This is a genomic window from Mesorhizobium sp. B2-3-6 (genome assembly GCF_006442305.1).
Lineage (GTDB): Bacteria > Pseudomonadota > Alphaproteobacteria > Rhizobiales > Rhizobiaceae > Mesorhizobium.
Window position 1 is genome coordinate 334420 of the sequence record NZ_VFVW01000006.1, and the last position, 24236, is coordinate 358655.

Genomic DNA, 24236 nt, shown 5'->3' on the forward strand with positions numbered 1-24236 from the left:
CCGGCGAGGAGAAAAGCTCCGCCTGGGCCCGATCGTAATATCCGCTCCAGTGCCTCCTTTTCGGATCCGGCTGCGCCTGTCGGCTCATCAGAGTTGATCATCCGGCCCTCAATTCAATGTCGCAGAGCGCAGCTGGTTTGCTTCCGACGGGCTGATCGCTGCTCCCCGATTGCCCCACGAGGTGCGGACATAAGTGACTACCGCCGCCACCTCGTTGTCTGACAAAGTGCCGGCAAACGGAGGCATGCCATACGGCATCGGATTGCCGGCGGTGCCGGGAGGATAACCGCCATTCAGTACCATCCGGATCGCGTTCACCGCCGACTGCATCTGGATGGACTGGTTGCCGGCCAATGGCGGGTAATGTGGCGGAGCCCCTTCGCCTCGCGCGCCGTGGCAGCTTGCGCATCGTTGATCGTACACCGTTTTGCCAAGGCTTATCAGCAGGCTTCCTTCGCTCGGCGGCACGGAAGGTTTAGCGACATCGGGGGCGCTGTCCTGAGCGATGCTCTTCAAGTAGACGGCCATTGCGCGCGTGTCTTCGTCGCTGAGATACTGGAGGCTGTTGTAAACGACTTCGGCCATCGGCCCGTAGACCGCGCCCCTGTTCGAGACCCCGGTGCGCAGCAGATCGGAAATGTCCTTGATGCTCCAGTCGCCGAGCCCCGCTTCCTTGTTCGAGGTGAGGGATGGGGCATACCAGTTCTGCATCGGGATAAGACCGCCCTTGAAGGCGTCGGACTGAGAGTTGCCTCCAAGGGCGTTGATCGGCGTATGGCACATGCCGCAGTGCCCGAGCCCCTCGACGAGGTAGGCGCCGCGATTCCACTCCTGCGACTTGCTTGGATCGGGCTGATATTCGCCTTCGGTAAAGAACAAGGTACGCCAGCCAAGGATTAGTGATCGGTTGTTGTATGGAAAACTGAGGTCATGGGGCCGGTTTCGCTGTTTCACCGCTTCGACAGACTTGAGATAGGCGTAAATCGCGTCGCTGTCTTCCCGGGTCACCTTGGTGTAGGAGGCGAACGGCATTGCCGGATAGATCAATCCCCCATCCCGTGAACGCCCGGTATGCATCATCCTGTAAAACTCGTCGGCCGTCCATTGGCCGATACCGGTCTCAGGATCCGGTGTGATGTTGGAAGTGTAGAGTGTGCCGAAGGGGGTGAGCATGGCGCGGCCGCCTGAAAACAACTTGCCTTCGGGCGCCGTATGGCAGGCGATGCAATCTCCGGCACGTGCCAGATACTCGCCTTTGAGAATAGTGGCCGCCGGGTTTGTCAATGTCCGTTCTTGCGCCCAGGCGGCGTCGTCCAGCTTGAGGGCGGCAAACGAAACCGCGCCTGAAAACGCCAGGAGGCCGACGAGAACTTTGGGCTTCAGCATAGCGTCCTCTCAGTTCGGCTGGCTTCCACAATCGAAGGGCAATGTGAAGGTGCCTTTCGGGGCTGGCGCGGCATTCGGCGGGGCCGGCAGGGAAGACAGCCACGCCGCCACGGATCTCACATCATCTTCCGTAAGGTGCCCTGCCACGACTTGCATGCAATCAGGAGCAGTCGCCGTCCGGGTCCCGTAGCGCCAGGCGCCGAGCTGAGCGCTTACATAGGCTGGGCGCAGACCAAGAAGGCCGGGAATTGCAGGCTCCATGCCCGTAAGCGAAGGGCCGTGACAGCTCGCGCACGCAGGTATGGAGCGCGCTGAGTCACCATGTGTCACCAGTTCCTTGCCATGCATCAAAGCGTCTTGCGAGACGTCGGGGGGCGCGGCAACAGGCAAGGCCGGCCGTTGGTCGGCAAAATAGTCCGCCATCTTCTTGAGATAGGACTGCGGCAGGAATTCGAGCAAGTAGTTCATCGGCGGATAATGGCGCCGTCCCGCTCTGAACGCGAGCAACTGATTATAGAGATATCCGGATGGCTTGCCCGCCAGTCGCGGGAAATAGACGTCGCTGGTGCCCTTGCCTTTGTCGCCATGACAAATGGTGCAGGCCTGCACGCGAGCTTCCATTGTGTCTGGAGCGTTGTTTGGCGGATTGTCTTGCGAAAGTGCGGAGACGGAGGTGAGCAACAGAGACGCAACAACAGCGAGCGGAATTGGGTTGCTCATACCTAAGCTCCATCGGCCTGGCTGAGACCATAACCAAGACAGCAAGGATATGGAACCCCCGCAGCGGCAACTCGCTTGTTTTCACAGACATGAGCTGATGGGCCACGGAAATTGCCGCAAACGGGTCGAGGAGCGCGTTGGAGAGGACGAGACGAAGCAGATGGAGCTTGAGCCGGAAAGGTAGCCTGAACCGCAGTGTTTGGCAGAAACGCGGGGTCGGAAACGGGCGGGGCAGCTTGGGGTTTCTCCAGGCGATTTCTGGGGCATCGACGCGTATTGTCAGCCAGACCGAAGGATCCTAGCTCATACTAACCCGCTTGAACCGGCAACTCCATGCGGAACCATTCTGCGCCGTACAGGTTGCTTTTGCAGAGTGTTCGATTCCCCGAGGATGCAGCCGCTTGAGGCCCGTTGTCCGTCCCTCCGGCAGCGGGCCTTCCTTGCTCAGTCAGCCCCCTAATGGGGCACCTCGGAATTTCCCCTCCTCGATAGCAGCCAGCTTGAAGCACTCTCGAGCCTTCCTGAGGTGTCGCTTGGCCAGCCAGAGCGGCCCAGCAAGCGCGCACCGCTTGTTTCCACTTAGGGCCACGCTTACTCCACTGAAGGAGATGCTCGGCGGCAGCCTCTACGCTGCTGACCATGTACGTCATGCCTGACGGGTTGCCGCTGACGGGACCGGTGGGGTGAACCAGTGGGTGGCCATCAAGGTGGCCATCAGCTGACGCTCCGATAGGAGAGCCTGCGTTTGAGTTCAGAGGCGTTCAGGAGCATCACGAGGTCCGTCGCGTAAGGTGACCTCAAGGCCGACCGCTGGGTGACCCTCGGGTTCAGCGGGTTTCCCGGTCTTTTGGTCGACCACCGTCCACCCCTTGGGGTCTCTTTTCCGTTCGTACCTTGGGGCCATGAGACCATTCGCTGTATTTCCGTCTCAGTTCTTCGAGCAGGGACCGATGCTCCTGGGGGAGATCGTGGTCTATCCGCAGCCCCAGCAACTGGCGAAGGTGGCGGCGGAACGCCTCTGTCTTGATCCACCGGCGAACAAGGTGGGCTATGGCCTGCTGCCGGGCTTTGTCGAGTTCTGCCATGGTCGGTCTGCACGAGTAGTTCAGCACCGAACTCCGGGTGCCCTGGATGGTTCCCAAGGCCAGAAAGCGCCCGAGAGCCCTGAGCTTCGTCATTCAGGCTAAACTGACGCCGGCAGGGACAACTACTTGCTGATGATCCAATCCACCAAGCCAACTTCGACCGGCACGCACCCGACGTATTCGAGTACCAGGCTCTTAGCCAGATCGCGCCATTGACACTCGGGCGCGTTCGTTCCCGAGACCAAATCTCGGAACACAGCGCGGAGAATATCGGCATCGAACGCTGAGATGGTAAGGGGAGCCGGGTCTGCATCTTCCCAAGGTCGGACGGTGTCATCGTTCTGGGACTGGTGAAGCCGTCTCAGAAGGTCGTGTGATGCCGTGGTTACGCTTCGGGTATGATTAATATCGCGCCGAAATGCGGCTCTTTCAGCAAAGGAGCGATGCCGCAGCAGGAAGGTGGCTTCGATGGCCGCGCGCGATGTCTGTATGCGCTGCAAGCATGGGGCTTCCTCCCCCTCGAAAGGATTTATTTACTCCCTGTTGAACGGACCCCACAAAGCAAATCAACACCCGAACCAAAGCGGCCGGGAATGTTTGAGCGCGAAGGATCAATCAAGCGTTGCCAAGCGTTCGCTTGCGATCAACCGCGTTCAAGACGGCCACCAAATCCTCGGCAAATTTCGGGACGCTTATGTGGTTCCTTACTCATGGAGGTCGAAGAGGACGAGCTTTTCACCTATTGACGCAAGGTGAACCACCCTCGTTCATCGGCGGAAGGATCGTTCCGAGTTTCACGCGCAACTGGCTCGTCCGCCAAGACACGACCGGCTGCCGACACAATTTGCCCAACTCGACATCGTGGCAATAGTCATCTCGGCCGTCGCGCTGGGCACGTGGTCGACCGCTCATGACGACAGCGCCTCAGGACTGTTTATGGCCGTGGCCGCTATCCGCCAGGCGTGGCGACCGTGGGCTGCGCTGGTCCTCCATCTTGCATGGGCCTCGTGCCGGTTGAAGTTGCCTTCATTTCGGCGCCGATCTTCTTTCCTGCCATGGTGCCGACCGCTGCCGGGCTATGCGCGCTCGGAACGGGTGCGGTGGGCGCTTTGACACCTGCTCTGATGACCAGCGCTCGGGCACACTGGGCGAGAGTTCAAAGCTGGAAATGGCGCCTTTGTTCATCTTCGTAGCCGTCCTTCTTGCGGGATCACTGGGAATTCTGATCGCCTTCGTCCCCAACTGGAGCGGCGGGTGCTGGCCGGATGGCGGCTTTTGCCGGCTTTATCCTGATCTATCGAACAGCATAGATGAGGCCAAAGACACCGTGAGCCCGGAGCAGCAATCGACCGACGAAACCAGAACGCAGCACTTGCTCCTGACTGTCAGGTAATGCCGAGATAGCTAAGGAAACGGTTGGCCCATCCACGATGCCCTCGCACCAGTCTGAATCCCAGATTGTCGGGGGGCAAGCCGACGGCGCAGCCTCCGCTTTTTCCGTCACTTACGAAATTCGACATATAGGCTCTGTGAAGGCCTTCAAGGACATGGACGCCACAATTGTCGACCGCGCTCACAACCCCGCTTCCGTCTTCGGCCAGCGTCGTGCGGACATAACAGGTCGAAGTCCACTCCCACACGTTGCCGGAAAAGTCGGCCAAGCCACGCGAATTCACACCAAAGGAACCCCGGCTCCTGGGCAACGGGTCCGGTTTGCGATTGAGGTCAAGCTCTGCCTGGTAGCTGGTGAGCCAACGCCTGGCAGGGTTGTTGGCATCGTTTTCGACACCTTCGAATTCGCCTGCAAACCGCTCAGCTGCCGCAAATGCCCATTCCTCGTCGGTGGGCAGCCGCCATTGGTCACCTGTTGCTTCTGAATACCACCGGGCGTAGGCAACGGCGTCGAGATAGCTCACTGTCGTTGCGGGTGCGTCATGCGGGATTGAGCGGGTCTCCTCCGCCGGCCGACAGGCCCCAGCCGACACGCAATCCGTATAGTCGGCTGCGCTGACCTGATAAGTCATGATCTCAAGCGGACCGTTGAGTTGCTGCTCGACCTTGGGATTGGTTTGCGGTCGTCCGTTCTTCAGGAACTCGCCGGGCATCGGATAGGTGATCGAACCGGGGAACAGGCTAACCGTTGTGGCAATGGCGTGGGGCTGTCGCTGGCCATCGGCGGCCTGTATCGAGAGTCCTACCGCTACCGCTGCGGCCACCACGGCCATTGGCACGAGCTTCAGGATGAAAGCCGACATAGTTCTTGTCCAAGCCCGGACAGGATCACTGTCCGGGCAAATGCGAGGGCCGTTCAGTTCATGGCGACGGGTTTGGGCGCTTCCACCTGCGTCATGAGGTCGTCGTTCCAATCGCCCTCGACCTTGAAGTGAGCGGTCGCTCCGAGCTCCACGGCCTCGATCAGATTGTGATTGACGTAGGCGTAGACGCCCGGCTGCAGGAAGGTGTAGAGCGCCGAGCCCGCGGAACCACCACGAATGAACCAGGTTTCCAGATCCTTGGCCGGCGGGTTGGCGAATTTACCCTGTTCCCAGACGTAATCGCCATGGCCGCCGATCAGATGCGGCCGCGTATCGCGGTTGGCCTGTGAGTGGACGATCAGCACGGTTTCGCCGACCTTCGACTTCATGGCGTTGTCGCCGGTGAGCGATCCGACCTTGCCGTTGAACACCACATGCGTGGGAATGAGCCCGCGCATCACCTTGACGGTGTCATCGTAGGCGTCGCCGGCGGATTCGTAGCTCTTGAAGTTGCCCTTCTCGTCGCGCGGGATATAGAAGTCACTCTCGCCCACGTAGAAGATCTTGTCGTACTTGACCGGTTCGCCCTTGTCGTTCCTCAAGCCGTCGCGCGGCAGCACCATGACCGCGCCGTTCATCCCAGACACGACATGCCAGGGGATCATCGCGCCGCCAGGGGCGCAGTGATAGATAAACGTTCCCGTCCGCGTCGCCTTGAAGCGCAGGGTCACCTGTTCGCCGGGGTTGATCAGCGTGAGCTCGCCGCCACCCAGAGCGCCGGTTGCGGCGTGGAAGTCGATGTTGTGGGCAAGCGAATTGGTTTCAGGATTGATGAGCGTCAGCTCGAGGTAGTCGTCCTGGTGCACGACCATCAGCGGGCCGGGGATCGAGCCGTTGTAGGTCATCGCGTTGAGCTTTGTGCCGTCGGCATCAATGACGATCGGCTTTTCTTCGATTGTCATGGTGAACTCGACGATCTTCGGTCCGCCCTTGGCAATCTGGTCATGCGAATGCACAAAAGGCGGCGCAACGAGCATGATCTTTTCGCGGGGCAGCCCCCGCACCTCTGCCTTTGTAACCGTTGCCGACAATGCGGGCAGCGCCGCAACGGCGGCAGCGCCAAACGCTGCTCCGAAGAGGGCTTCGCGTCGCGTAATCATGTCAATCTCCTGTCTCTCGACCATTGTGGATGAGGAGAAACTACCTGACCTGACCTAGCGTTTCTTTGCGTTGGCGCAAATTGGTGATGTTAATCGCGGAAACAACAGCTCGGAACGCAGCGATCTTATGTGTCACTATTTGAAGTGGAGAATTTTGGCGTCGCCGTTTTCTGCAAGGATGCGCCGTCACGGGCCACTTCTTGAATATCAGCGGCCGCTTTTATCTTCCGTATCGATCAGAATCCGTTCGGCGGCTCCGTCGAGATCTTCGTACTGGCCAGTTTTCAAAGCCCACAGGAAGCCCCCCAGGCCAAGCGCTCCAAGAAACAGCGCGACAGGTATGAGGTAGGTCAGTGTGGTCATTACGGTCCGACCCGTTCGTTGGAGTTGGACAGCCTATCGTGGCGAATATCGCTGGCCGGTGAGATTGGTTTCGACGATCGCAGTCGCAGCGCATTGCCGATGACAAGCAGCGATGAGGCGGACATGGCGATCGCCGCTATCAAGGGCGTAACGTGGCCAAGGATGGCGATCGGTACCGCGACCGCATTATAGACGATCGCGATGGCGATGTTTTGCCGGATCAGGCTTCCTGCCTTCCGCGAGATGTCCAGCGCGAGAGGCACGGCCAGAAGACTTTCGCGCAGGAAAACGAAATCCGCTGCATTCCGGCCGATATCGGCGGCGCTGGCCGGTGCGATCGAGACATGGGCCGCGCTCAGCGCCGGCGTATCGTTGAGCCCGTCGCCAACCATCAGAACCTTGTGCCCATCTCTCGCCAGACTCTCGATGCGTTCGACCTTGCCGGACGGCAGCAGGCAGGGAACGAAGTTATCGACACCCAGCACGTCCGCAACCTCGGCGCAGGCTTTAGCGGTATCGCCCGACAGCATTTCCACCGATACCCCGGCATCGTCCAACCGTTGGACGGCCGCTCTGGCGTGGGCGCGCAGCGCATCCTCGAAAACGAAGGATGCGGCAATCATGCCATTTTTCGTCAGCACCGTTCCGCCGTAGCCGTATTTGCCTTCGCCGCCAGTGCGAGCCTTCCAGCCGGCCCATCCGCGTCGACCCAAACGCCAGATGGTTCCGGCGTCGGTGGCTTCGATCCCGAAACCTGGTTGCTCGGTCACCGCATCGAATTTGTGCTGCCGGCTCGAAATGGCAAAGCCGGCTATGGCCTTTGAAAATGGATGACGGGAATGTGCGGCCAAGTCGGCTGCGATCGCCAGCATGCCTGGATCGATCGACGAAGCGTTGACCAGCCGGGGCCGGCCAAGGGTCAACGTGCCGGTCTTGTCGAACACCGTCGTGTCGATTGTCGCCAGGCGTTCCATGGCCGAACCATCCTTGACCATGATGCCGTTCTCGAACAGGCGTCGTGCTGCGACCACCTGAACGATCGGCACGGCGAGGCCGAGCGCGCATGGACATGTGATGATGAGAACCGCGATGGCGATCGTCACGGCCCGGTGCCAGTCGCCGGTCCCCGCCATCCAGCCCAGGAATGTCAAGAAGGCGGTGAGATGAACCACCGGGGCGTAGAGCGCCGAGACGCGATCGGCGACGCGGCGATAGCGCGCGCGACCGCCCTCGGCGGCCTCCATCAGCCGGACCATTTCCGCCAGGAACGAATCCTTTGCGGCGGCTGTCGCCTGAATCATCAGCGGGCCGGTAAGATTGAGCACGCCGGCCTGTACTGCTTCGCCCGGCGCCACGTTTTTCGGCGTGCTTTCGCCCGAGGCCAGCGAGCAGTCGAAATCCGACGTTCCCTGGATGATCTTGCCGTCGACGGGGATCCTCTCGCCGGCTGCGATCAACAATCGCATGCCTGGTTCGATCTCGCCGACCGGCAAATAGTCGCGCGCGCCGTCGCCGCGCAGCACCATGGCGCCACGCGCGGCCAGCTGAGACAGGCCTTTCACGGCAGTCCGGGCACGCTCCCGCATCACATGATCCAGCGTGCGTCCGATCAAAAGGAAGAACAGCAGCGATACCGACGCGTCGAAATAGGCGTGGTCGCCATGATTGACCGTCTCATAGAGGCTCATGGCGTAGGCGAGCGAAACACCGACCGCGATGGGCACGTCCATGTTCATGCGACCATGGCGCAGAGCATTCCAGGCCGAACGGAAGAAGATGCCGCCGGCAAAGGCGAGGGCAGGAATGGCGATCAACGCCGAGACCCAGTGAAACAGGTCGCGGGTAGCACCTTCGGCGCCGGACCAGACCGAAACCGAAAGCAGCATGATGTTGCCCGCCGCAAAGCCGGCAACAGCGACTGCGCGGATCAGTTCGGCAAGCGTCTTGTCCTTGTCGTCGATCTCGGGTGCGAACAGATGCGCCTCGTAGCCCAGCCTGCCAAGCGCGGCGACGAAGGGTGGCACCTCGTCTCCACGCCACCGGACCGCGACCCGTTTCGTCGACAGGTTGACGCGCGCGCTTTCGACGTGATCGAGCCTTCCAAGTGCCGCTTCGATCGTCTGGATGCAGGCGGCGCAATGAACCGTCGGCACTGAAAGGTCGGTCTGCCGAAGATCGTCGCCAAGCGATCGGCTCGCCAACCTGATCTCCTGGCTGGATGGCAGGACCGATGTGGCGCCGTTCAGATCTAGCGCCATTTCAGCGCCCGGTGCACAGCAGCTCACTGCAGCCTCCATGAGAAATCATGATCCTGCGGACGTCGCGATAGGGTCGTGCCTGGCCGGCATCGGCGTCGACTTCGACGATCCAGACACCGTCCTTCGGCATATGCTGCGCTGCGAATTCCTGGCCGGAGGCAAGCGCGAGCGTGACGGACTCGTCCTCTTTCTCGTAGGCGGGATGACGAAACAGCACCTTGACGCCGTGCAGAGGAACCGGCTTGCCGGCTGCGTCGGAGAGGCCGTAGCGGACTTCGCCCCATGCGATGGTCAGCTTGCCGGTCCAACCGAGCGCTGCTTGGGCGCGGCCGGCCTCGGCCTCCTTGTTGAATTGCTGGCTGGCCACATAGGTGTTTTCGACGACGAGGCCGGTCCAACTCGTATTGGCGAGCGTGGCCATGGTCAGGTTGACCGCGATGACCACCCCGAAAAAGGTGAGAATGATGGCCAGCATGTGCCTGCCGGTGAATTCGCGAGGCTTTTGGGCATTGGCGGTCATTTGGCGGCCTCTGGCGCGTTGAATGTGGCGGTGTACTCGTTCGACTCGAAGCTCGCCTTGTCCTCGACACGGAGCTTGAAGGTCTGGGCCGGGGCGTGGATCTGGTCCGCCGGCTGGCGAACGAAGACCTTCAACGTTTTCAGGCGGTCGGGTTCGACCGGGACGGCGAAAGACCGGCCGGCCGGGATGTCGTCGCCGACGACGACCATGTCGGCACCCTCCAGGCCCTGCATGGTGACGGCGATGGTCCTTGGCTCAGGGATCATGTTGAGCAGCTTGACGGTATAGCCGTTGCGGATGGAACCATCGGATAGCGTGACGAATTGCGGATTGCGGTCATGCAGCACGTTCAGCTCAAGCCGATTGCGCGTCAGCAGCGAATAGAGCAGGCCCAGCCCGATCAGCGACCACAGGCCCATGTAGACGTAGGTGCGCGGCCGGAAGATCTTGCGAATGTGAAAATGCGCCACCTGATCGGAGAAGGTGCCGACGGCAGTCCTGACCAGCGACGGATTGATTGAACTGGAGCCGCCTGCGGTCGCCAGCATCATGTTGGCGTTGTAGTCGGAGAGCGTCGCGTAGGAGATCAGCCCGCGCTCCTTGCCGAGCTTGTCCATGACGCCGTCACAGGCGTCGATACACAGCGCGCAGGTAATGCATTCGAGCTGCTGGCCGTCGCGAATGTCGATCCCCATTGGGCATACCGCAACGCAGGCATTGCAGTCGACGCAGTCGCCGACGGACTGCCCTGCGGCTTGCACCTTCTTGGCGTGACGCGAGCGCGGTTCGCCGCGCCAGTCATTGTAGGTGACGGTGAGCGAATTCTCGTCGAGCATGGCTGCCTGGATGCGCGGCCATGGGCACATATAGGTGCAGACCTGTTCGCGCATCAGGCCGCCGAACGTGTAGGTGGTCGCCGTCAACACGGCGATGGTGATGTAGGCGACAGGCGCGGCGGTACCGGTGAAAAGCTCGCCCACAAGTGTCGGTGCATCAGCGAAATAGAAAATCCAGGCGCCGCCGGTCGCCGCACCGATGACCAGCCAGACGGCGTGCTTCGATACGCGCAGCATCAGCTTGCGGGCGGTCCAGGGACCATCGTCAAGTTTCATGCGGGCGTTGCGGTCCCCCTCGATCGCACGTTCGATGACAAGGAACAGATCGACCCATACGGTCTGCGGACATGCATAGCCGCACCAGGCACGGCCGACAGTCGAGGTAATCAGGAAAAGTCCAACGCCGGCCATGACAAGAAGGCCGGCCACATAGTAGAATTCCTGGGGCCATATCTCGACAAAGAAAAAGTAAAAGCGCCGATTGGCGAGATCGAGCAGCACGGCCTGGTCCGGGGCAAATGGACCGCGGTCCCAACGCAGCCACGGCGTCAGGTAGTAGATGCCAAGCGTGATCGCCATCACCAGCCATTTGAAGCGGCGAAAGTTGCCTGAGGCGCGCTTTGGGAAAATTTTCTTGCGCGCAGCGTAAAGGGGCTGACGGGTCTTGGCGGAATTGACCGCCTCGGCTTCCAGCCGTTCTATCTGCGTCTTGTCCAGCACGAGTATCTCCACTTGCGCGCAGACCGTGACTTTGAGTGCGCTGGACAACCTTGCCGCGGCATGGACAGACCCGCGTTGATGCAGGTCAATCGAGGAATGCCGAAAAAATTGAGGCCCGGACTGGCCGGGCCGCGTCGCTCAGGCGGCGAAGGGCAGGAAAGAGGGCCCCCGACCTATTCCCCGCCGCCGAGCGAATGGATGTAGACCGCCAACTCCTTGACCTTGGTCTCGCCGAGACGCGCGCCCCACGCTGGCATCACGCCCTGCTTCGGTGCGCGAACCTGGTCGGCGATTGCCGTTTCGCCCGACCCGTAGAGCCAGATCGCGTCGGTCAGGTCGGGCGCGCCGAGCTCCCTGTTGCCTTTCGCATTGTCGCCGTGACAAGCGACGCAGTTTTCGGCGAAGACCTTGGCGCCGAGTTGAATAAGAGTTGCATCGCGGACCTTGCCGGACAGGCTGGCGACGTAGGCGCTGACCTGGGAGATCTGGTCGGCGGTGATGATGTCGCCGAAGGCCGGCATTTCCGACAGGCGCGTGTCCGGATCTGAAGCGAAGCGGATGCCGTGCGTGATCGTCTGCTGGATCTGCTCGGCCTTGCCGCCCCACAGCCAGTCGTCGTCGTTGAGGTTGGGAAAGCCCTTGGAACCCTGGGCGCCGGAGCCGTGGCACTGCGTGCAGTTAACCTTGAATGCGGCGCCGCCGGCCGCGACCGCGAATTCCCGCAAGACATCGTCCGCGGCGATTTCGGAGATGCTTTTCGACTCCACCGCCGCGACGTACTTGCCCTTCGCTGCTTCCGCCGCCGCCAGCTCGTTCTTGACGTCATTGCGGCTCGAATAGCCGAGAACACCCGTTGTCGCCGAGTGCAGCAGCGGCCATGCCGGATAGGCGATGGTGTAGCCGATCGCCCACACGATGGTGACGTAGAACGTTGTGACCCACCAGCGCGGAAGCGGGTTGTTCAGCTCCCTGATGCCGTCCCATTCGTGACCGGTGGTTGAGACGCCAGAGATTTCATCGATGTGCTCGTCGCTCATGATCACTCGTCCTCAAGGGGAATCCGGGCAGCTTCGTCGGCCAGCTTGCGGCTGCCAGGGCGCAGGGCAAAGACAATTGCTCCGACAAAGAAGAGTGCCATGGCGACCAGACCCCAGCTGTCAGCAAACTCCCGCATCAAATTGTAATCCATGGATAAACTCCTCAACGGTAGCCGGCGGCTTCGTCGTAGTTCTTGAAGTCGACCAAGGTCCCGAGCATCTGGAGATAGGCAACCAGGGCATCCATTTCGGTCACCTCCTGCGGATTGCCGTCGAGGTCACCGACCTTGGCTTTGGGATAGCGCTTCTCGAGGCCGGACGTGTCGGCATTCGGGTCGGCCTGCGCCTTCAAATCGGCATTGGCGTTGGCGATCATGTCGTCCGAGTAAGGGACACCAACGCGCGCGTTCGCAACCAGGTGCGTCGAGAAGTTCTTCACCTCGATCTGCGCGTCCTTCAGGAAGGCATAGCTCGGCATGACCGATTCCGGGACGACCGAGCGGGGGTCGGCAAGGTGCGCGACGTGCCAGGCATTCGAATAGCGGTCACCGACGCGGGCGAGATCCGGCCCGGTGCGTTTGGATCCCCACTGGAAGGGGTGGTCGTACATCGACTCCGCAGCCAGGCTGTAGTGGCCGTAGCGCTCGACTTCGTCGCGGAACGGCCTGATCATCTGGCTGTGGCAGAGGTAGCAGCCTTCGCGCACATAGATGTTGCGCCCGACAAGTTCGAGCGGCGAGTAGGGGCGCATGCCTTCCACCTTCTCGATCGTGTTGTCGAGATAGAAGAGCGGTGCGATTTCAACGATGCCGCCGATTGTCACAACAAGAAGGGAGCCCACAAGAAGAAGCGTGGCGTTCTTCTCGATTAGTGCATGTCTATCCATCAAGCCCATGTTCTGGCTCCTTATTCGGCAGGCTGAAGGGCGGGAACGGAGCCAGGCATCGGTTGCTCCTCGCGCTGGTGGCCGAGGATGGTCATGGCGATGTTCCAGGCCATGACCAGGGCGCCCGAGAGGTACATGGCGCCACCGATGGCGCGCATGACGTAGTAGGGGTGCATGGCTGCGACCGTTTCGGCGAAGGAGTAGACCAGGAAGCCCTGCTCGTCGTATTCGCGCCACATCAGGCCCTGCATGATGCCGGACACCCACATGACCGCGGCGTAGACGACGATCCCCAGGGTCGCCAGCCAGAAGTGCCAGGTAACCAGCCGCAGTGAATAGAGCCGGTTACGGTTCCAGAGCTTCGGCACCATGTAGTAGATCGCGCCGAACGAGATCATGCCGACCCAGCCGAGCGCACCGGAGTGCACGTGACCAATGGTCCAGTCGGTATAATGCGATAGCGAGTTGACCGCCTTGATCGACATCATCGGGCCTTCGAAGGTCGACATGCCGTAGAAGGCGATGGCCATCACCATCATACGGATGATCGGGTCGGTGCGCAGCTTGTCCCAGGCGCCGGACAGCGTCATCAGACCATTGATCATGCCGCCCCAGGACGGCATCCACAGCATGATCGAGAACACCATGCCGAGCGTCTGCGCCCAGTCGGGCAGGGCGGTGTAGTGCAGGTGATGCGGCCCGGCCCAGATGTAGAGAAAGATGATCGCCCAGAAATGGATGATCGAAAGCCGGTAGGAATAGACTGGCCGGTTCGCCTGCTTGGGCACGAAATAATACATCATGCCGAGGAAGCCGGCGGTGAGAAAGAAGCCGACCGCGTTGTGGCCGTACCACCATTGCGTCAGCGCATCCTGGACCCCCGAAAAGGCGGAGTAACTCTTGGAACCGAGCAAAGAGGCCGGCATCGAAAGGTTGTTGACCACATGCAGCATCGCGATGGTCACGATGAAGGACAGGTAGAACCAGTTGGCGACGTAGATGTGCGGTTCCTTACGCTTCAGGATCGTGCCAAGGAACAGGATGAGGTAAGCGACCCAGACGATAGTCAGCCAGATGTCCACGTACCATTCGGGTTCGGCGTATTCGCGGCTCTCGGTGATGCCGAGCAAGTAGCCTGTCGCGGCCATTACGATGAAAAGCTGGTAGCCCCAAAAGACGAACCATGCGAGATCGCCGCCAAACAGGCGGGCGCGGCAAGTGCGTTGCACGACGTACAATGAGGTGCACAGCAGCGCATTACCGCCGAAGGCGAAGACGACCCCGGAAGTGTGCAGCGGCCGCAAGCGGCCGAAATTGAACCAAGGCTGAATGTTGAGATCGGGGTAGGCCAGCTGCAGCGCGATAACCACGCCGACCAGCATGCCAACCACGCCCCAGAACATTGTGGCGATGGCCCCGTAGCGGATCGGACCGTCCATGTAGGCGGAAGGGTCGATCGGTGCGGTCACTTCGAAGCTTGAGTTGCGAATGAGGATGGCGACAAAACCGAGCAGCACGAAGAACAGCACCCACATGTGCTGCCGGAATGGCTGGTCCACGCCGAAGCCGGCGGCCACCAAAGCCGCGAATGTAAAAAGGCTCAACGCGAAGATTTGTGTGCCGAACTTCATGACATATCCCCGACCTCGGATTCCCTGCGCGGGCGCCAATCCGCGGCAACACCAATTCCGCAGCCGGCACGTCGCCGCCTTGATCCATGTCAAAGTCATTTGCATTTGGAGTGGGCAGGCTTGGTCCTGCGAACGATCAGGAGATTGCCGTTGAACTCGCAGACAGCAGGGGGACCATTTCCGCCGCATGCAGCCGGCAAAAATTCGATACCGACAGCGTTTGCTGCGGTGATGAAACGTGCACACCTAGAAAAACTGCAGCTCTGCGACGTCTTGGAAAGGATCGCGGACACGTTGCCCAAGGTCGACACGTTGGCGTGCCTGAGCGTAGCCAACGCAATCGTTCCGCTGTTGCGCGACAGTCATCGATACGAAGAGACGGTCATCTTTCCCGCCTACGAGGCCGCGTTGGCCAGCAGTGATGCCGACCTTGGTTCAGCAAGGCGATTGAGCGCCGAGCATATCGAGGACGAGTGCTTTGCCGGTGAGGTGACCGAAATGTTGCTGGCGATCGGCCACGGCAAGACGATCGACAACGCCGAGGCGGTTGGGTTCATGCTGCGCGGTTTCTTCGAAAGCCTGCGCCGGCATATCGCCTTCGAGCGCGAGCATGTCCTGCCGATGATCGGGTTTGTCGATTGAGCCTAGGCGCCGGAGCGGCTCTGCAGCCGATTCAAGCTATCGACACTAACATGCCGATTGTTCTCGATGCGGATCACGCCATCTGATCGCAGCCGGCTCAGCTGACGGCTGACAGTCTCGATCGTCAGGCCGAGGAAATCGGCGATGTCGGCGCGGGTCAAAGGCAGGTCGAAACGTGTCGACTGGGCGGTCGGATCAAGCGTGGGGTCGATGTTCTTGGCGATCATGAGAAGGAAGCTCGCCACCTTTTCCGAAGCACTCTTGCGGCCCAGCATCACCATCCAGTCGCGGGCATCATCGAGTTCGTTCAGCGTCTGCTTGAAGAGACGATGCTCCAGTCCCGGCGATTGCTTCATCATCCGTTCGATGACGGCCCTTGGAAACGAGCACAGGGAGACCGCGGTTGCGGCTTCGGCGTTGATCGCGCTTTCCACCTTGAAGGGCCGGCCCAGAAAATCGGGAGCAAATTGAAGCCCGACAATCTGCTGGCGTCCGTCCGAAAGGCTCTTCGTCAGCTTGACCACGCCGGAAAGCACATTCGCGTAACTGTCGATGGCCTCGGCATCACCGATCAATTCCACGCCCGCTTCAACGGTATGCTTCGATGAGGTCTTGGCGAGGCCCACCAGTTGGTCCGGATCGAGCGCGCCGCAAACGCCATGATGCCGCGCTTCGCATGACTGGCAAAGCACGGGAATGCCGGCGCTATGTACATCCTGACGCACTGTCATCGTGGTCGTCCGCGAACCCAAAGTACTGGCAGGATATAGTATCGGCCCGAGAAATCCGTTGCGGCAGTTTGTCCGCGGCGAGATATCATTGACCGAGATCAAGGCTGCCATTGTCCGATGTGAGCAGGATCGTGCAATACACATCGGAGCAGATATCGAGATGCGGCCAGAATTAATTGCCAGGCTTGGTGAAAACGTGCCGCGTTATACGAGCTACCCGACGGCGCCGCATTTTCATCCGGGCGTCGATGCCGCCGTTTGTCGCGACTGGCTGAAGGCGCTCAACAAGGGCGACGAGATCTCGCTCTATCTGCACATCCCTTATTGCGACAAGCTTTGCTGGTTCTGTGCGTGCCACACCAAGCAGACACGCCATTACGAACCGGTCACCAAATATCTGAGATCACTGCATGCGGAGATCGCCACCGTCTCAAGTCTCGCCGGAGGCAAGGGCCGGGTACGTGCCGTCCATTTCGGTGGCGGCTCACCGACGATGCTCAAACCACAGGACATGGTCGCGCTGGGAGCCGTTCTGCGCAACTGCTTCTCATTTCTTCCCGGCGCCAAGATCAGCGTCGAAATCGAACCCAACGATATGGACGAAGCCCGCCTCGACGCACTTGCCGAAATCGGCATGACGAGGGCGAGCCTCGGGGTCCAGGATTTCGATCCGAAGGTGCAGAAGGCCATCAATCGCGAACAGACCTTCTTGCAGACCAAGACAGTCGTCGACGGCGTTCGGTCACGCGGCGTCGAGTCGGTCAACCTGGACCTGCTTTACGGCTTGCCGCACCAGACCAGGGAGAGTGTCTTGTCCACTGTCATGCAGGCGCTGACGCTCGAACCCGATCGGATCGCCCTTTTTGGCTATGCCCATGTGCCATGGTTCAAGAAACATCAGACAATGATCGACGAGGCCTGGTTGCCAGGCCCGGAGGAGCGGTTCGCTCAATCGCAACTGGCAGCTCGCGCCATACTCGACCAGGGATACGAAGCAATCGGGCTCGACCATTTCGCCAAACCGGGCGATGCGCTGGCGCTTGCTGCGCACGCGGGGATGTTGCGTCGTAACTTTCAGGGCTACACCGAGGATCGCTGCGAAACCTTGATCGGCCTCGGCCCGTCATCCATCAGCCAATTCCGGCAAGGCTATGTACAGAACATGCCTTCGACCGCCGAGTATGGCCGCATGGTGGATGACGGTGGGTTGGCTGCGGTCCGCGGAATTGCTTTGTCCGACGACGACCGCGCTCGCGGGTGGATCATCGAGCGGCTGATGTGCGATTCCGGCTTTTCAGCGATCGACCTGGTCGAGCGCTTTGGCGAAGCTGGCCAAAGGCTTCTCGGCAGAGCGAGTTCCACCGCCCTTCTTGACCCTGCCCGGTTGCTTGAACTTGACGGTGACCGCTTCGTCGTGCCGTTGGAAAGCCGCCCCTTTGTCAGAAGCGTCGCGGCGAAGTTCGACAAGTATTTCGAAACCGGCAAGGCGAGGCATTCCGTGGCGGTCTGAACATCGGCTGCGGTCAGAAATGCTCGCCCAAATCGTATGGAAAGGCCTACATCCCGATCTGGACAGCGCAGATCGTCGACCGCGTCAGGAACCGCTTCTCCCTTCCGTTGTCCAGCGAGAACATGCCGCCTCGGCTTGGCACCACGTCGATAATGAGATCGTTATGCTTCCAGGCCTCGAATTGCGATGCGCCGATGTAGAACGGCGCATCACCGATATGGCCGAGCAAGACATCGCGATCGCCGACGATCAATTCGTCCAGCGGATAGCACATCGGCGAAGAGCCGTCGCAGCAGCCGCCGGATTGATGGAACAGCACTGGACCGTGCTCGGCAACGATCTCCGCGATCAGTTCAAGCGCTGCCGGCGTTGCCGTGACCTGGTATGCATTAGGTTTTCGATCCAGCTTGGGGCGCGGTCCCCTGCGGAGCCGCGCCCTTGAGCCGATCAGAAGAAGCCAAGCTTCTTCGGGCTGTAGCTGACCAGCATATTCTTCGTCTGCTGGTAGTGGTCGAGCATCATCTTGTGGGTCTCTCGGCCGATGCCGGACTGCTTATACCCGCCGAAGGCCGCATGCGCGGGATAGGCATGGTAGCAGTTGGTCCAGACGCGGCCAGCCTGGATCGCGCGGCCGAAGCGATAGGCACGGTTGGCGTCGCGTGTCCAGACACCGGCACCGAGGCCGTAGAGCGTATCGTTGGCTATGCTGAGCGCTTCGTCGTCGTCCTTGAAGGTCGTGACCGATACCACCGGCCCAAAAATCTCCTCCTGGAAGATGCGCATCTTGTTGTGACCCTTGAACACCGTAGGCTGGACGTAGTAGCCGCCGGCCAGATCGCCGGGCAGAAGACTGCGCGCTCCACCGGTCAGCAACTCGGCTCCTTCCTGGCGGCCGATATCGATATAGGACAGGATCTTTTCCATCTGCTCGGACGAAGCCTGGGCGCCGATCATCGTTGCCGGATCGAGCGGATCACCCTGCACGATCGCCTCGACGCGCTTGAGGGCGCGTTCCATGAACCTGTCGTAGATCGATTCCTGGATGAGCGCGCGGCTCGGGCAGGTGCACACCTCGCCCTGGTTCAGCGCGAACATGACGAAGCCTTCGACCGCCTTGTCGAAGAAATCGTCGTCTTCGGCGACGACATCCTTGAAGAAAATGTTGGGTGACTTGCCGCCGAGCTCGAGCGTCACCGGGATCAGGTTTTGGCTGGCATACTGCATGATCAGCCGGCCCGTCGTTGTCTCGCCGGTAAAGGCGATCTTGGCAATGCGCGGCGACGAAGCCAGCGGCTTGCCGGCCTCGAGGCCAAAGCCGTTGACGATGTTGAGCACACCCGGCGGCAAAAGATCGCCGATGAGATCGGCCCAGAGCAGGATGGCAGCCGGGGTCTGCTCGGCAGGTTTCAGGACGACGCAATTGCCGGCCGCCAACGCGGGAGCAAGTTTCCAGCATGCCATCAGCAACGGGAAGTTCCACGGGATGATCTGGCCGACCACGCCGAGCGGCTCATGGAAATGATAGGCGACAGTGTCGTCGTCGATCTGCGAAAGGCTGCCTTCCTGGCCACGCACCGCGCCGGCGAAATAGCGGAAATGGTCGATGGCCAAAGGCAGGTCGGCCGCGGTCGTTTCGCGGATCGGCTTGCCGTTGTCCCACGTTTCGGCGCATGCGAGGAGATCGAGGTTTTCCTCCATGCGATCGGCGATGCGGTTGAGGATAAGGGAGCGCTCGGCCACGCTGGTGCGCGCCCAGGCGTCCTTGGCGGCATGGGCGGCGTCCAGGGCCGCCTCGATGTCCTGGCCGTCCGAGCGCGCTACCTCGCATAGCAGCTGGCCATTCACCGGCGAGAAGTTCTCGAAATAGCGGCCAGAGCGGGGCTCGGCCCGTTTGCCACCGATGAAATTGCCATAGCGCTTGTCGAAGGGCGCCTTGACCGAGCGTGAGAATTCAACCTTGTTCATGCGTCTTCCTCCCAAAGCTGACGTCGCGGGATGCGACGCTTCGAAAGACACTTGCGATTTTCGGCGGTGCTTGTCACCGCGCCGGTCACGCTGGTCGGGTAGGATGTGTCGCAGAATTGCGACAGTTATGAGAGCTTGGGCGTCAGTGTGACCGGCGGACATCCAGACGGTTGAGCTTGCGGTGAAGCGTCGCCCGGCTGATCCCAAGCGCCTGAGCTGCGGCTGAGACGTTCCCGTCAGCGCGCGCGAGCGCACGCTGGAGGGCTCCACGCTCTGCCTCAGCGAGAACTTTAGGGCCGATCTCAGCCCAGCCGAGCAGATCGGCGGCAGGCATTGGTTTGTCGAAACACTGCTGTGTGATGCCAAGCGCCAGGCGGGCCGAACGGGTCGCGCCGACCACGAGATCGTCCGCGTCAACGGCGATCAGCGCGCCAGAGCCTTTGTTGGTCACCGGCGCCAGCAGAATTCGCGCCTTCGGGAATGCCATCTTGAAGTTCTCAATCTCGATCCGGTGCACCGCGTCGACCACAGCCATCGAGATGAGATTGACAAAGGCTTCGGTCAGATCAGCCCGGCAGGACGACACGTCAAGCACGGCTACAAGATTCCCCTCATGATCGTGGATCGGAGCGGTGGTGCAACTGAGCAGCGTATTGCGCGTATGGAAATGCTGGTCGCGGTGAATTGTCAGCGGGCGTCGCTCAACCAGACAGGTGCCGATCCCGTTGGTGCCCTGCCTTTCCTCATTCCAGACGGAGCCAGTCCACAAACCCCAGGAATAAAACGTCTCGTCGTCCACGAGCGCGCCGCGCCGTTCGACAGGCACGCCGTCGCGATCGGCGAGCAGGACACAGCATCCCACGCCGCCTACTGCGAGATAGAGACGGTCGAGACTCGCTTGGGCAGCGCAAATGAGAGGTTCGATTCGTTGCCGGGCCTGTCCCAGTTCGGCCTCCGTCAGATAATGTGGAGGCCTGCAATCGGCTGGTTCGAGTCGATGCAAATTGGAAGACCGTCGCCAGGAGGCAACCAGGGCGGATTTCGCCGCAGCGTCCGACGCAATCGCCGCCTGGATGCGGTCGGCATGATGACCGAATAGATCTTCTCCCATGCTTATCCTCCCAACTCTGATGTCTTTCCTCCCGGTCTGCGGTTCGATCAGGTCATAGTCAATTCGTCCAAAGAAGCAGAAAGGCAGATCTCTCCCTCCTGCTGATCGTCGGCCAAATCATGGCTGACCCGATCGTAAGAGCGTACCAACAGAATGCCCGTACAGTATTGATCGGGAGCAAACCTGAGCACCAACTGGTCAGAAATGCTCGCCCGCCTTGGACGGTCCGATGCGGTGCCGGCTGCGATGAGACAGGCGGTCGACCAGCCGATGAGCAAGAACCCGTTAACGCATTCGAGTGCCGCCAGGACACGCCACGCAAGGGCAGGCACTATGTCGCCGTAGCCAACAGTCGAGAAGGTGATGGTGGAAAAAGTACAATGCAGTTTCAAAGTCGGCGAAGATGTTGAGCATCCGGTACAACCCCGCCCAAAGCCAGATCTTTGCCGTCATGACGGCAAAGAGACCCATCACCACGCGTCATCGCGACGATGCGGCTGCGGCGCCCGTGCATGCGAAAACGGGACACAAGGCACCCCCCACCGGGTGTGTGACCTCGATGAGGCCAAAGATATGAATCAGTACCGTCAGGCTGATCACGATGGTACCGATAAGGAGATTGAGAGCCACAGGCGAGTCTCTACCATTCGAGCTCACGACCAGACGTCGTGCGAGATCAAATCTGTAACGGGCATGCAGTGTCGTTGCCCCTCCCGAAGCCGCCCTGACTGATGCTCTGGAATTGCCGCCCCTTTGTCTCGGCCCAAGTGAGGTGAAGAGCGTTGAGGCGCCAAAACCAAACTCAATGTTGAATTACCTCGGCCCAAAGCTTCTTGGCGAAGCCGCGCTCGTCGAGTGCCCAAGTATCACCCGTGACCACAGCTTTGCCGTCCTGGCATTTGTAGGAATAGACGGTATCGTGGCCGCTCGCCGCGGCCGGCACGAAGTCTTCATTCGGGTTCGCCTTGCAGAATTCGTCAGCGCCAGGATTGTCGCGTGAGGCGTTCATCTTGGTGCAGGGCAGATTGGCGCCCACGAAGCAGGCCAGCAGCTTGCCATTCATGCAGCGATAGTGAACCTGGGTTTCGAGTTCCGGTTCCTCCGGCACGATCTTGGCATCTGGAAACAGCTTTTTGAACGCCCTGACCGTGCCGGCGTAAAGCGCGTGCGAATAGGGGAGGACCTCGTCGTCGTTCTTCACTTGGCGGCAGAGCTTGTAGAGATCCTTCGCCGGCGCCGCCATAGCGCTGCCGGTGGCGATGGCGAGCAACGCTAATGCCGACAGCGTAAAGAACCCCAGAGTTGAAAAACGCAAAAGAGATGTAAGGCGCAAAGCAGACATTTTGATATCCTCAGGAGAACACGCAGGGTTTGGCGTCGGGGCCGCAGATCAGGCGCCTGGCGAACTGGATGACAGCGGCGCGCAGACGGATGGTCACCAGCCAGTAGCCGGCACCGTATCCAGCGGCCATCATCAGCGGTAGTGCCAGCGCGAAGGCACTAGCCGGACGGGGTGCTGTGGATGCGGGGCCGATATAGACCGCCATCGTGACGAAGGCGCCGACGACATAGAGCCAGATCGATCGGGACCCGACCAGCCGGCGCACGATCTCAATGCCGACGGCGAAGACCAACATCAGATACGTGATGCCCAAAGTGTCGAGCAGGGCATCCGTCAGGAAGGACTGGTGGCCGATCCAGGTGTTCGCCACAAACCCAGCACCTAATGAGAAGAGACGCATCAGCCCGGCGACAGGAAAGCCGACCGCGTAAGGCACCGTGAGCATGGCCAGGTAGAAGAAGGCGATCGTGGCGACTATGTCAAAGGCGATCTTGAGCAAGGTTTTCAGGGCCGGGCGCATCTCGCCATCCTTCTTTGCCGTCCGCCATCGGCGGTCAGCCTTGTCTCCCGCCCCTGTAGCCCCGATCGAATTCGTTTCGTCATTTAGGTAATCAGCTTATCGTCAATGCGTCAACAATTAATTGATTGCCTAATCGACTTGCTGTCGTGTAGCATTGTCGTATGTCCATCCAACTCATCTTTGAGGCGCTGTCCTCGCCGGTACGCCGCAAGATCCTTGCCTATGTTGCGCATCACGAACTAAGCGCGGGTGACATCGCCGGGCGCTTCGACATGTCGAAGCCGTCGATCTCGCAGCATTTGCAATTGCTTGAGCATGCCGGCCTGGTGTTGAGCGAAAAGCGCGGCAAGTTCGTCTATTACCGCCAGGCGCCTAACACGCTGGCCTCGACGTTAACCGGCTTTGTGCAGGAGATCTGCCCGGTAGGCCGGCCGATCCGCCGCGAGAGCAAGGCACTGGCCAGGAAGGCAAAGGCGCCCGGCGCCAAGGATCAGCAAGTCGCCAAAATCCCGGTGGCAAAGGCCTCAGCCGCGAAGAGCTTGGCTGCAAAGGCCAAGGCGACGGCATCCGCGCCGCCGAAACGCGCAAGGCCCAGAACCAACAAGGTCAAGGAAAGGACTGCCTGATTGCCGCTGTCAATCCTGAATAGGGCCGGCGCGGCTGTGAATGGGCGGGCAGCAGAAAGGAGAGAACCATGCTTATGACCAGATCGGTCATGCTGAAAAGGCAATCCAGCTCGGACAGCCATCGCCGCGCCGGGGCTAAGCGTTCGCTCGCGGTCCTTGTCGCACTGGCGTCGTTCCTGCCGGCAGCCGTCCAAGCCAAGATGCCGAACGACTTCCTCGGCAAATGGTCGACCGATCCGCTGCGCTGCGAGCAGGAGAACGGGGAAGTCGATGTGCTGGAGGTTCTGCCGTCGGGATTGACCTTTTATGAGGTCGGCTGCGAATTCGGCGAACCGCACGTTGACGGAAAAACGCTGCGCGTTGCCGCCCAATGCTACAAGGGCGGCAGCCCGATGAGCGCAGGCACGGTCGAGCTCTCGCGTTCGGAGCCCAACAGGATAAGCCTGTCCCTGCACGGCTTTTCCTGGTCGTCCGATGATCCGGAAACATTCCAGCGCTGCCGCGCGCGATGAGCCGGATGAAATTGCGCTTCGCCTGACCGCCCTTGCCCGGAGAACTGTGGAGAAGTAATCTCCAAGCCCAGATCCTCATCACAGAGGCGATCAAGGCGAGCGCATCGTCCGTCGCCGGCTTCAAGGAAAGCCAGCGAGGTTTCGGAACATCAAGGCACCGCGGCGAAGGATGATTTGAAGATCCGGCCGCGACATGTCCGCAATGGCACTCGGCCGCACTCTCAAGCTCTTCGGCGAGAGATTCTCGGGTCATGGCACCGTTTGGCCGTACTGAAGACGACAGGGCCAGCGACATCTTTCTGAGTCCTACAAACGGCTGGTGCCGAATACAGTCGCCTTGTGCTCGTCCATCATCCAATCGACTGGCTCTTTGACGGAGGCGCTGTGAACGATGCTTTGACCTCTCGTGCAATCCTGCAC

25 protein-coding genes and 1 pseudogene are annotated in these 24236 nt (G+C 60.6%); 4 read left to right on the top strand and 22 right to left on the bottom strand.

The window, feature by feature from the left end; all coding sequences use genetic code 11:
- Positions 1 to 108 precede the first annotated feature (108 nt).
- The 15 genes from FJ953_RS19700 to ccoN form a co-directional block, all read right to left on the bottom strand.
- Positions 109 to 1386: a cytochrome c gene (locus FJ953_RS19700; RefSeq protein WP_140522822.1), complete on the bottom strand. Its 1278-nt coding sequence runs from the start codon at positions 1384 to 1386 to the stop codon at positions 109 to 111.
- A gap of 9 nt (positions 1387 to 1395) precedes the next feature.
- The gene (locus FJ953_RS19705; protein ID WP_140522820.1) at positions 1396 to 2106 is read right to left on the bottom strand and encodes a c-type cytochrome; all 711 of its coding nucleotides are present in this window, start codon (positions 2104 to 2106) and stop codon (positions 1396 to 1398) included.
- Positions 2107 to 2414: 308 nt separating this feature from the next.
- Positions 2415 to 2756: a DUF982 domain-containing protein gene (locus tag FJ953_RS19710; protein ID WP_140522818.1), complete on the bottom strand. Its 342-nt coding sequence runs from the start codon at positions 2754 to 2756 to the stop codon at positions 2415 to 2417.
- Between the two features lie 177 nt (positions 2757 to 2933).
- Complete coding sequence (locus FJ953_RS30570; protein WP_181165394.1) at positions 2934 to 3191, bottom strand: hypothetical protein; 258 nt, start codon at positions 3189 to 3191, stop codon at positions 2934 to 2936.
- A 122-nt stretch (positions 3192 to 3313) separates the two neighbouring features.
- A complete protein-coding gene (locus FJ953_RS19725) occupies positions 3314 to 3691 on the bottom strand; it encodes a hypothetical protein (protein WP_140522814.1) in 378 nt (125 codons plus the stop codon).
- A gap of 885 nt (positions 3692 to 4576) precedes the next feature.
- Complete coding sequence (locus FJ953_RS19730; RefSeq protein WP_140522812.1) at positions 4577 to 5446, bottom strand: SUMF1/EgtB/PvdO family nonheme iron enzyme; 870 nt, start codon at positions 5444 to 5446, stop codon at positions 4577 to 4579.
- A 53-nt stretch (positions 5447 to 5499) separates the two neighbouring features.
- On the bottom strand, positions 5500 to 6606 hold the full coding sequence (gene nirK, locus FJ953_RS19735; RefSeq protein WP_140522810.1) for a copper-containing nitrite reductase: 1107 nt from the start codon (positions 6604 to 6606) through the stop codon (positions 5500 to 5502).
- 207 nt (positions 6607 to 6813) lie between these two features.
- The gene (gene ccoS / locus FJ953_RS19740) at positions 6814 to 6969 is read right to left on the bottom strand and encodes a cbb3-type cytochrome oxidase assembly protein CcoS (RefSeq protein WP_140522808.1); all 156 of its coding nucleotides are present in this window, start codon (positions 6967 to 6969) and stop codon (positions 6814 to 6816) included.
- Positions 6969 to 9254: a cation-translocating P-type ATPase gene (locus FJ953_RS19745; protein ID WP_140522806.1), complete on the bottom strand. Its 2286-nt coding sequence runs from the start codon at positions 9252 to 9254 to the stop codon at positions 6969 to 6971. Before FJ953_RS19745 ends, ccoS begins: the two co-directional genes overlap by 1 nt.
- Positions 9229 to 9747 (bottom strand): FixH family protein, encoded by a 519-nt coding sequence (locus FJ953_RS19750; RefSeq protein ID WP_140522804.1) that lies wholly within the window; start codon positions 9745 to 9747, stop codon positions 9229 to 9231. Before FJ953_RS19750 ends, FJ953_RS19745 begins: the two co-directional genes overlap by 26 nt.
- Positions 9744 to 11303 (bottom strand): cytochrome c oxidase accessory protein CcoG, encoded by a 1560-nt coding sequence (ccoG, locus tag FJ953_RS19755; protein ID WP_140522802.1) that lies wholly within the window; start codon positions 11301 to 11303, stop codon positions 9744 to 9746. Before ccoG ends, FJ953_RS19750 begins: the two co-directional genes overlap by 4 nt.
- Before the next feature lie 173 nt (positions 11304 to 11476).
- On the bottom strand, positions 11477 to 12340 hold the full coding sequence (gene ccoP, locus FJ953_RS19760) for a cytochrome-c oxidase, cbb3-type subunit III (RefSeq protein ID WP_140522800.1): 864 nt from the start codon (positions 12338 to 12340) through the stop codon (positions 11477 to 11479).
- A gap of 2 nt (positions 12341 to 12342) precedes the next feature.
- Positions 12343 to 12492, bottom strand: a complete 150-nt coding sequence (locus tag FJ953_RS19765; RefSeq protein ID WP_140522798.1) for a cbb3-type cytochrome c oxidase subunit 3 — start codon at positions 12490 to 12492, stop codon at positions 12343 to 12345.
- An 11-nt stretch (positions 12493 to 12503) separates the two neighbouring features.
- Positions 12504 to 13235, bottom strand: a complete 732-nt coding sequence (gene ccoO, locus FJ953_RS19770; RefSeq protein ID WP_140522795.1) for a cytochrome-c oxidase, cbb3-type subunit II — start codon at positions 13233 to 13235, stop codon at positions 12504 to 12506.
- A gap of 11 nt (positions 13236 to 13246) precedes the next feature.
- The gene (gene ccoN / locus FJ953_RS19775; protein WP_140522793.1) at positions 13247 to 14857 is read right to left on the bottom strand and encodes a cytochrome-c oxidase, cbb3-type subunit I; all 1611 of its coding nucleotides are present in this window, start codon (positions 14855 to 14857) and stop codon (positions 13247 to 13249) included.
- A gap of 105 nt (positions 14858 to 14962) precedes the next feature.
- Here ccoN and FJ953_RS19780 point away from each other — a divergent pair, with 105 nt between their 5' ends.
- The gene (locus FJ953_RS19780) at positions 14963 to 15499 is read left to right on the top strand and encodes a hemerythrin domain-containing protein (protein ID WP_224680308.1); all 537 of its coding nucleotides are present in this window, start codon (positions 14963 to 14965) and stop codon (positions 15497 to 15499) included.
- Positions 15500 to 15501: 2 nt separating this feature from the next.
- Here FJ953_RS19780 and FJ953_RS19785 read toward each other — a convergent pair whose 3' ends face one another.
- On the bottom strand, positions 15502 to 16230 hold the full coding sequence (locus FJ953_RS19785) for a Crp/Fnr family transcriptional regulator (RefSeq protein WP_140522791.1): 729 nt from the start codon (positions 16228 to 16230) through the stop codon (positions 15502 to 15504).
- A 160-nt stretch (positions 16231 to 16390) separates the two neighbouring features.
- Between FJ953_RS19785 and hemN the strand changes: the two genes are divergently transcribed.
- Positions 16391 to 17740 (top strand): oxygen-independent coproporphyrinogen III oxidase, encoded by a 1350-nt coding sequence (hemN, locus tag FJ953_RS19790; RefSeq protein WP_140522789.1) that lies wholly within the window; start codon positions 16391 to 16393, stop codon positions 17738 to 17740.
- A gap of 46 nt (positions 17741 to 17786) precedes the next feature.
- Here the strand turns inward: hemN and FJ953_RS19795 are convergent, their stop codons facing one another.
- The 6 genes and pseudogenes from FJ953_RS19795 to FJ953_RS19820 all read right to left on the bottom strand — a co-directional run bounded on the left by FJ953_RS19795 (position 17787) and on the right by FJ953_RS19820 (position 22678).
- The gene (locus tag FJ953_RS19795) at positions 17787 to 18146 is read right to left on the bottom strand and encodes a DUF779 domain-containing protein (RefSeq protein ID WP_140522787.1); all 360 of its coding nucleotides are present in this window, start codon (positions 18144 to 18146) and stop codon (positions 17787 to 17789) included.
- A 41-nt stretch (positions 18147 to 18187) separates the two neighbouring features.
- Positions 18188 to 19705 (bottom strand): aldehyde dehydrogenase, encoded by a 1518-nt coding sequence (gene adh / locus FJ953_RS19800; RefSeq protein WP_140522785.1) that lies wholly within the window; start codon positions 19703 to 19705, stop codon positions 18188 to 18190.
- 142 nt (positions 19706 to 19847) lie between these two features.
- Complete coding sequence (locus FJ953_RS19805; RefSeq protein WP_140522783.1) at positions 19848 to 20816, bottom strand: GAF domain-containing protein; 969 nt, start codon at positions 20814 to 20816, stop codon at positions 19848 to 19850.
- Between the two features lie 198 nt (positions 20817 to 21014).
- Positions 21015 to 21446 (bottom strand): annotated as a pseudogene (locus FJ953_RS30970) (ion channel).
- Between the two features lie 172 nt (positions 21447 to 21618).
- The gene (locus tag FJ953_RS19815) at positions 21619 to 22158 is read right to left on the bottom strand and encodes a hypothetical protein (RefSeq protein WP_140522781.1); all 540 of its coding nucleotides are present in this window, start codon (positions 22156 to 22158) and stop codon (positions 21619 to 21621) included.
- A 10-nt stretch (positions 22159 to 22168) separates the two neighbouring features.
- Entirely contained in the window at positions 22169 to 22678 is a 510-nt protein-coding gene (locus FJ953_RS19820; RefSeq protein ID WP_140522779.1) for a hypothetical protein, read from the bottom strand.
- Positions 22679 to 22839: 161 nt separating this feature from the next.
- Here FJ953_RS19820 and FJ953_RS31195 point away from each other — a divergent pair, with 161 nt between their 5' ends.
- Positions 22840 to 23304, top strand: a complete 465-nt coding sequence (locus FJ953_RS31195) for a metalloregulator ArsR/SmtB family transcription factor (protein ID WP_210239480.1) — start codon at positions 22840 to 22842, stop codon at positions 23302 to 23304.
- Positions 23305 to 23372: 68 nt separating this feature from the next.
- Positions 23373 to 23816: a hypothetical protein gene (locus FJ953_RS19830; protein WP_140522777.1), complete on the top strand. Its 444-nt coding sequence runs from the start codon at positions 23373 to 23375 to the stop codon at positions 23814 to 23816.
- Positions 23817 to 24236 lie beyond the last annotated feature (420 nt).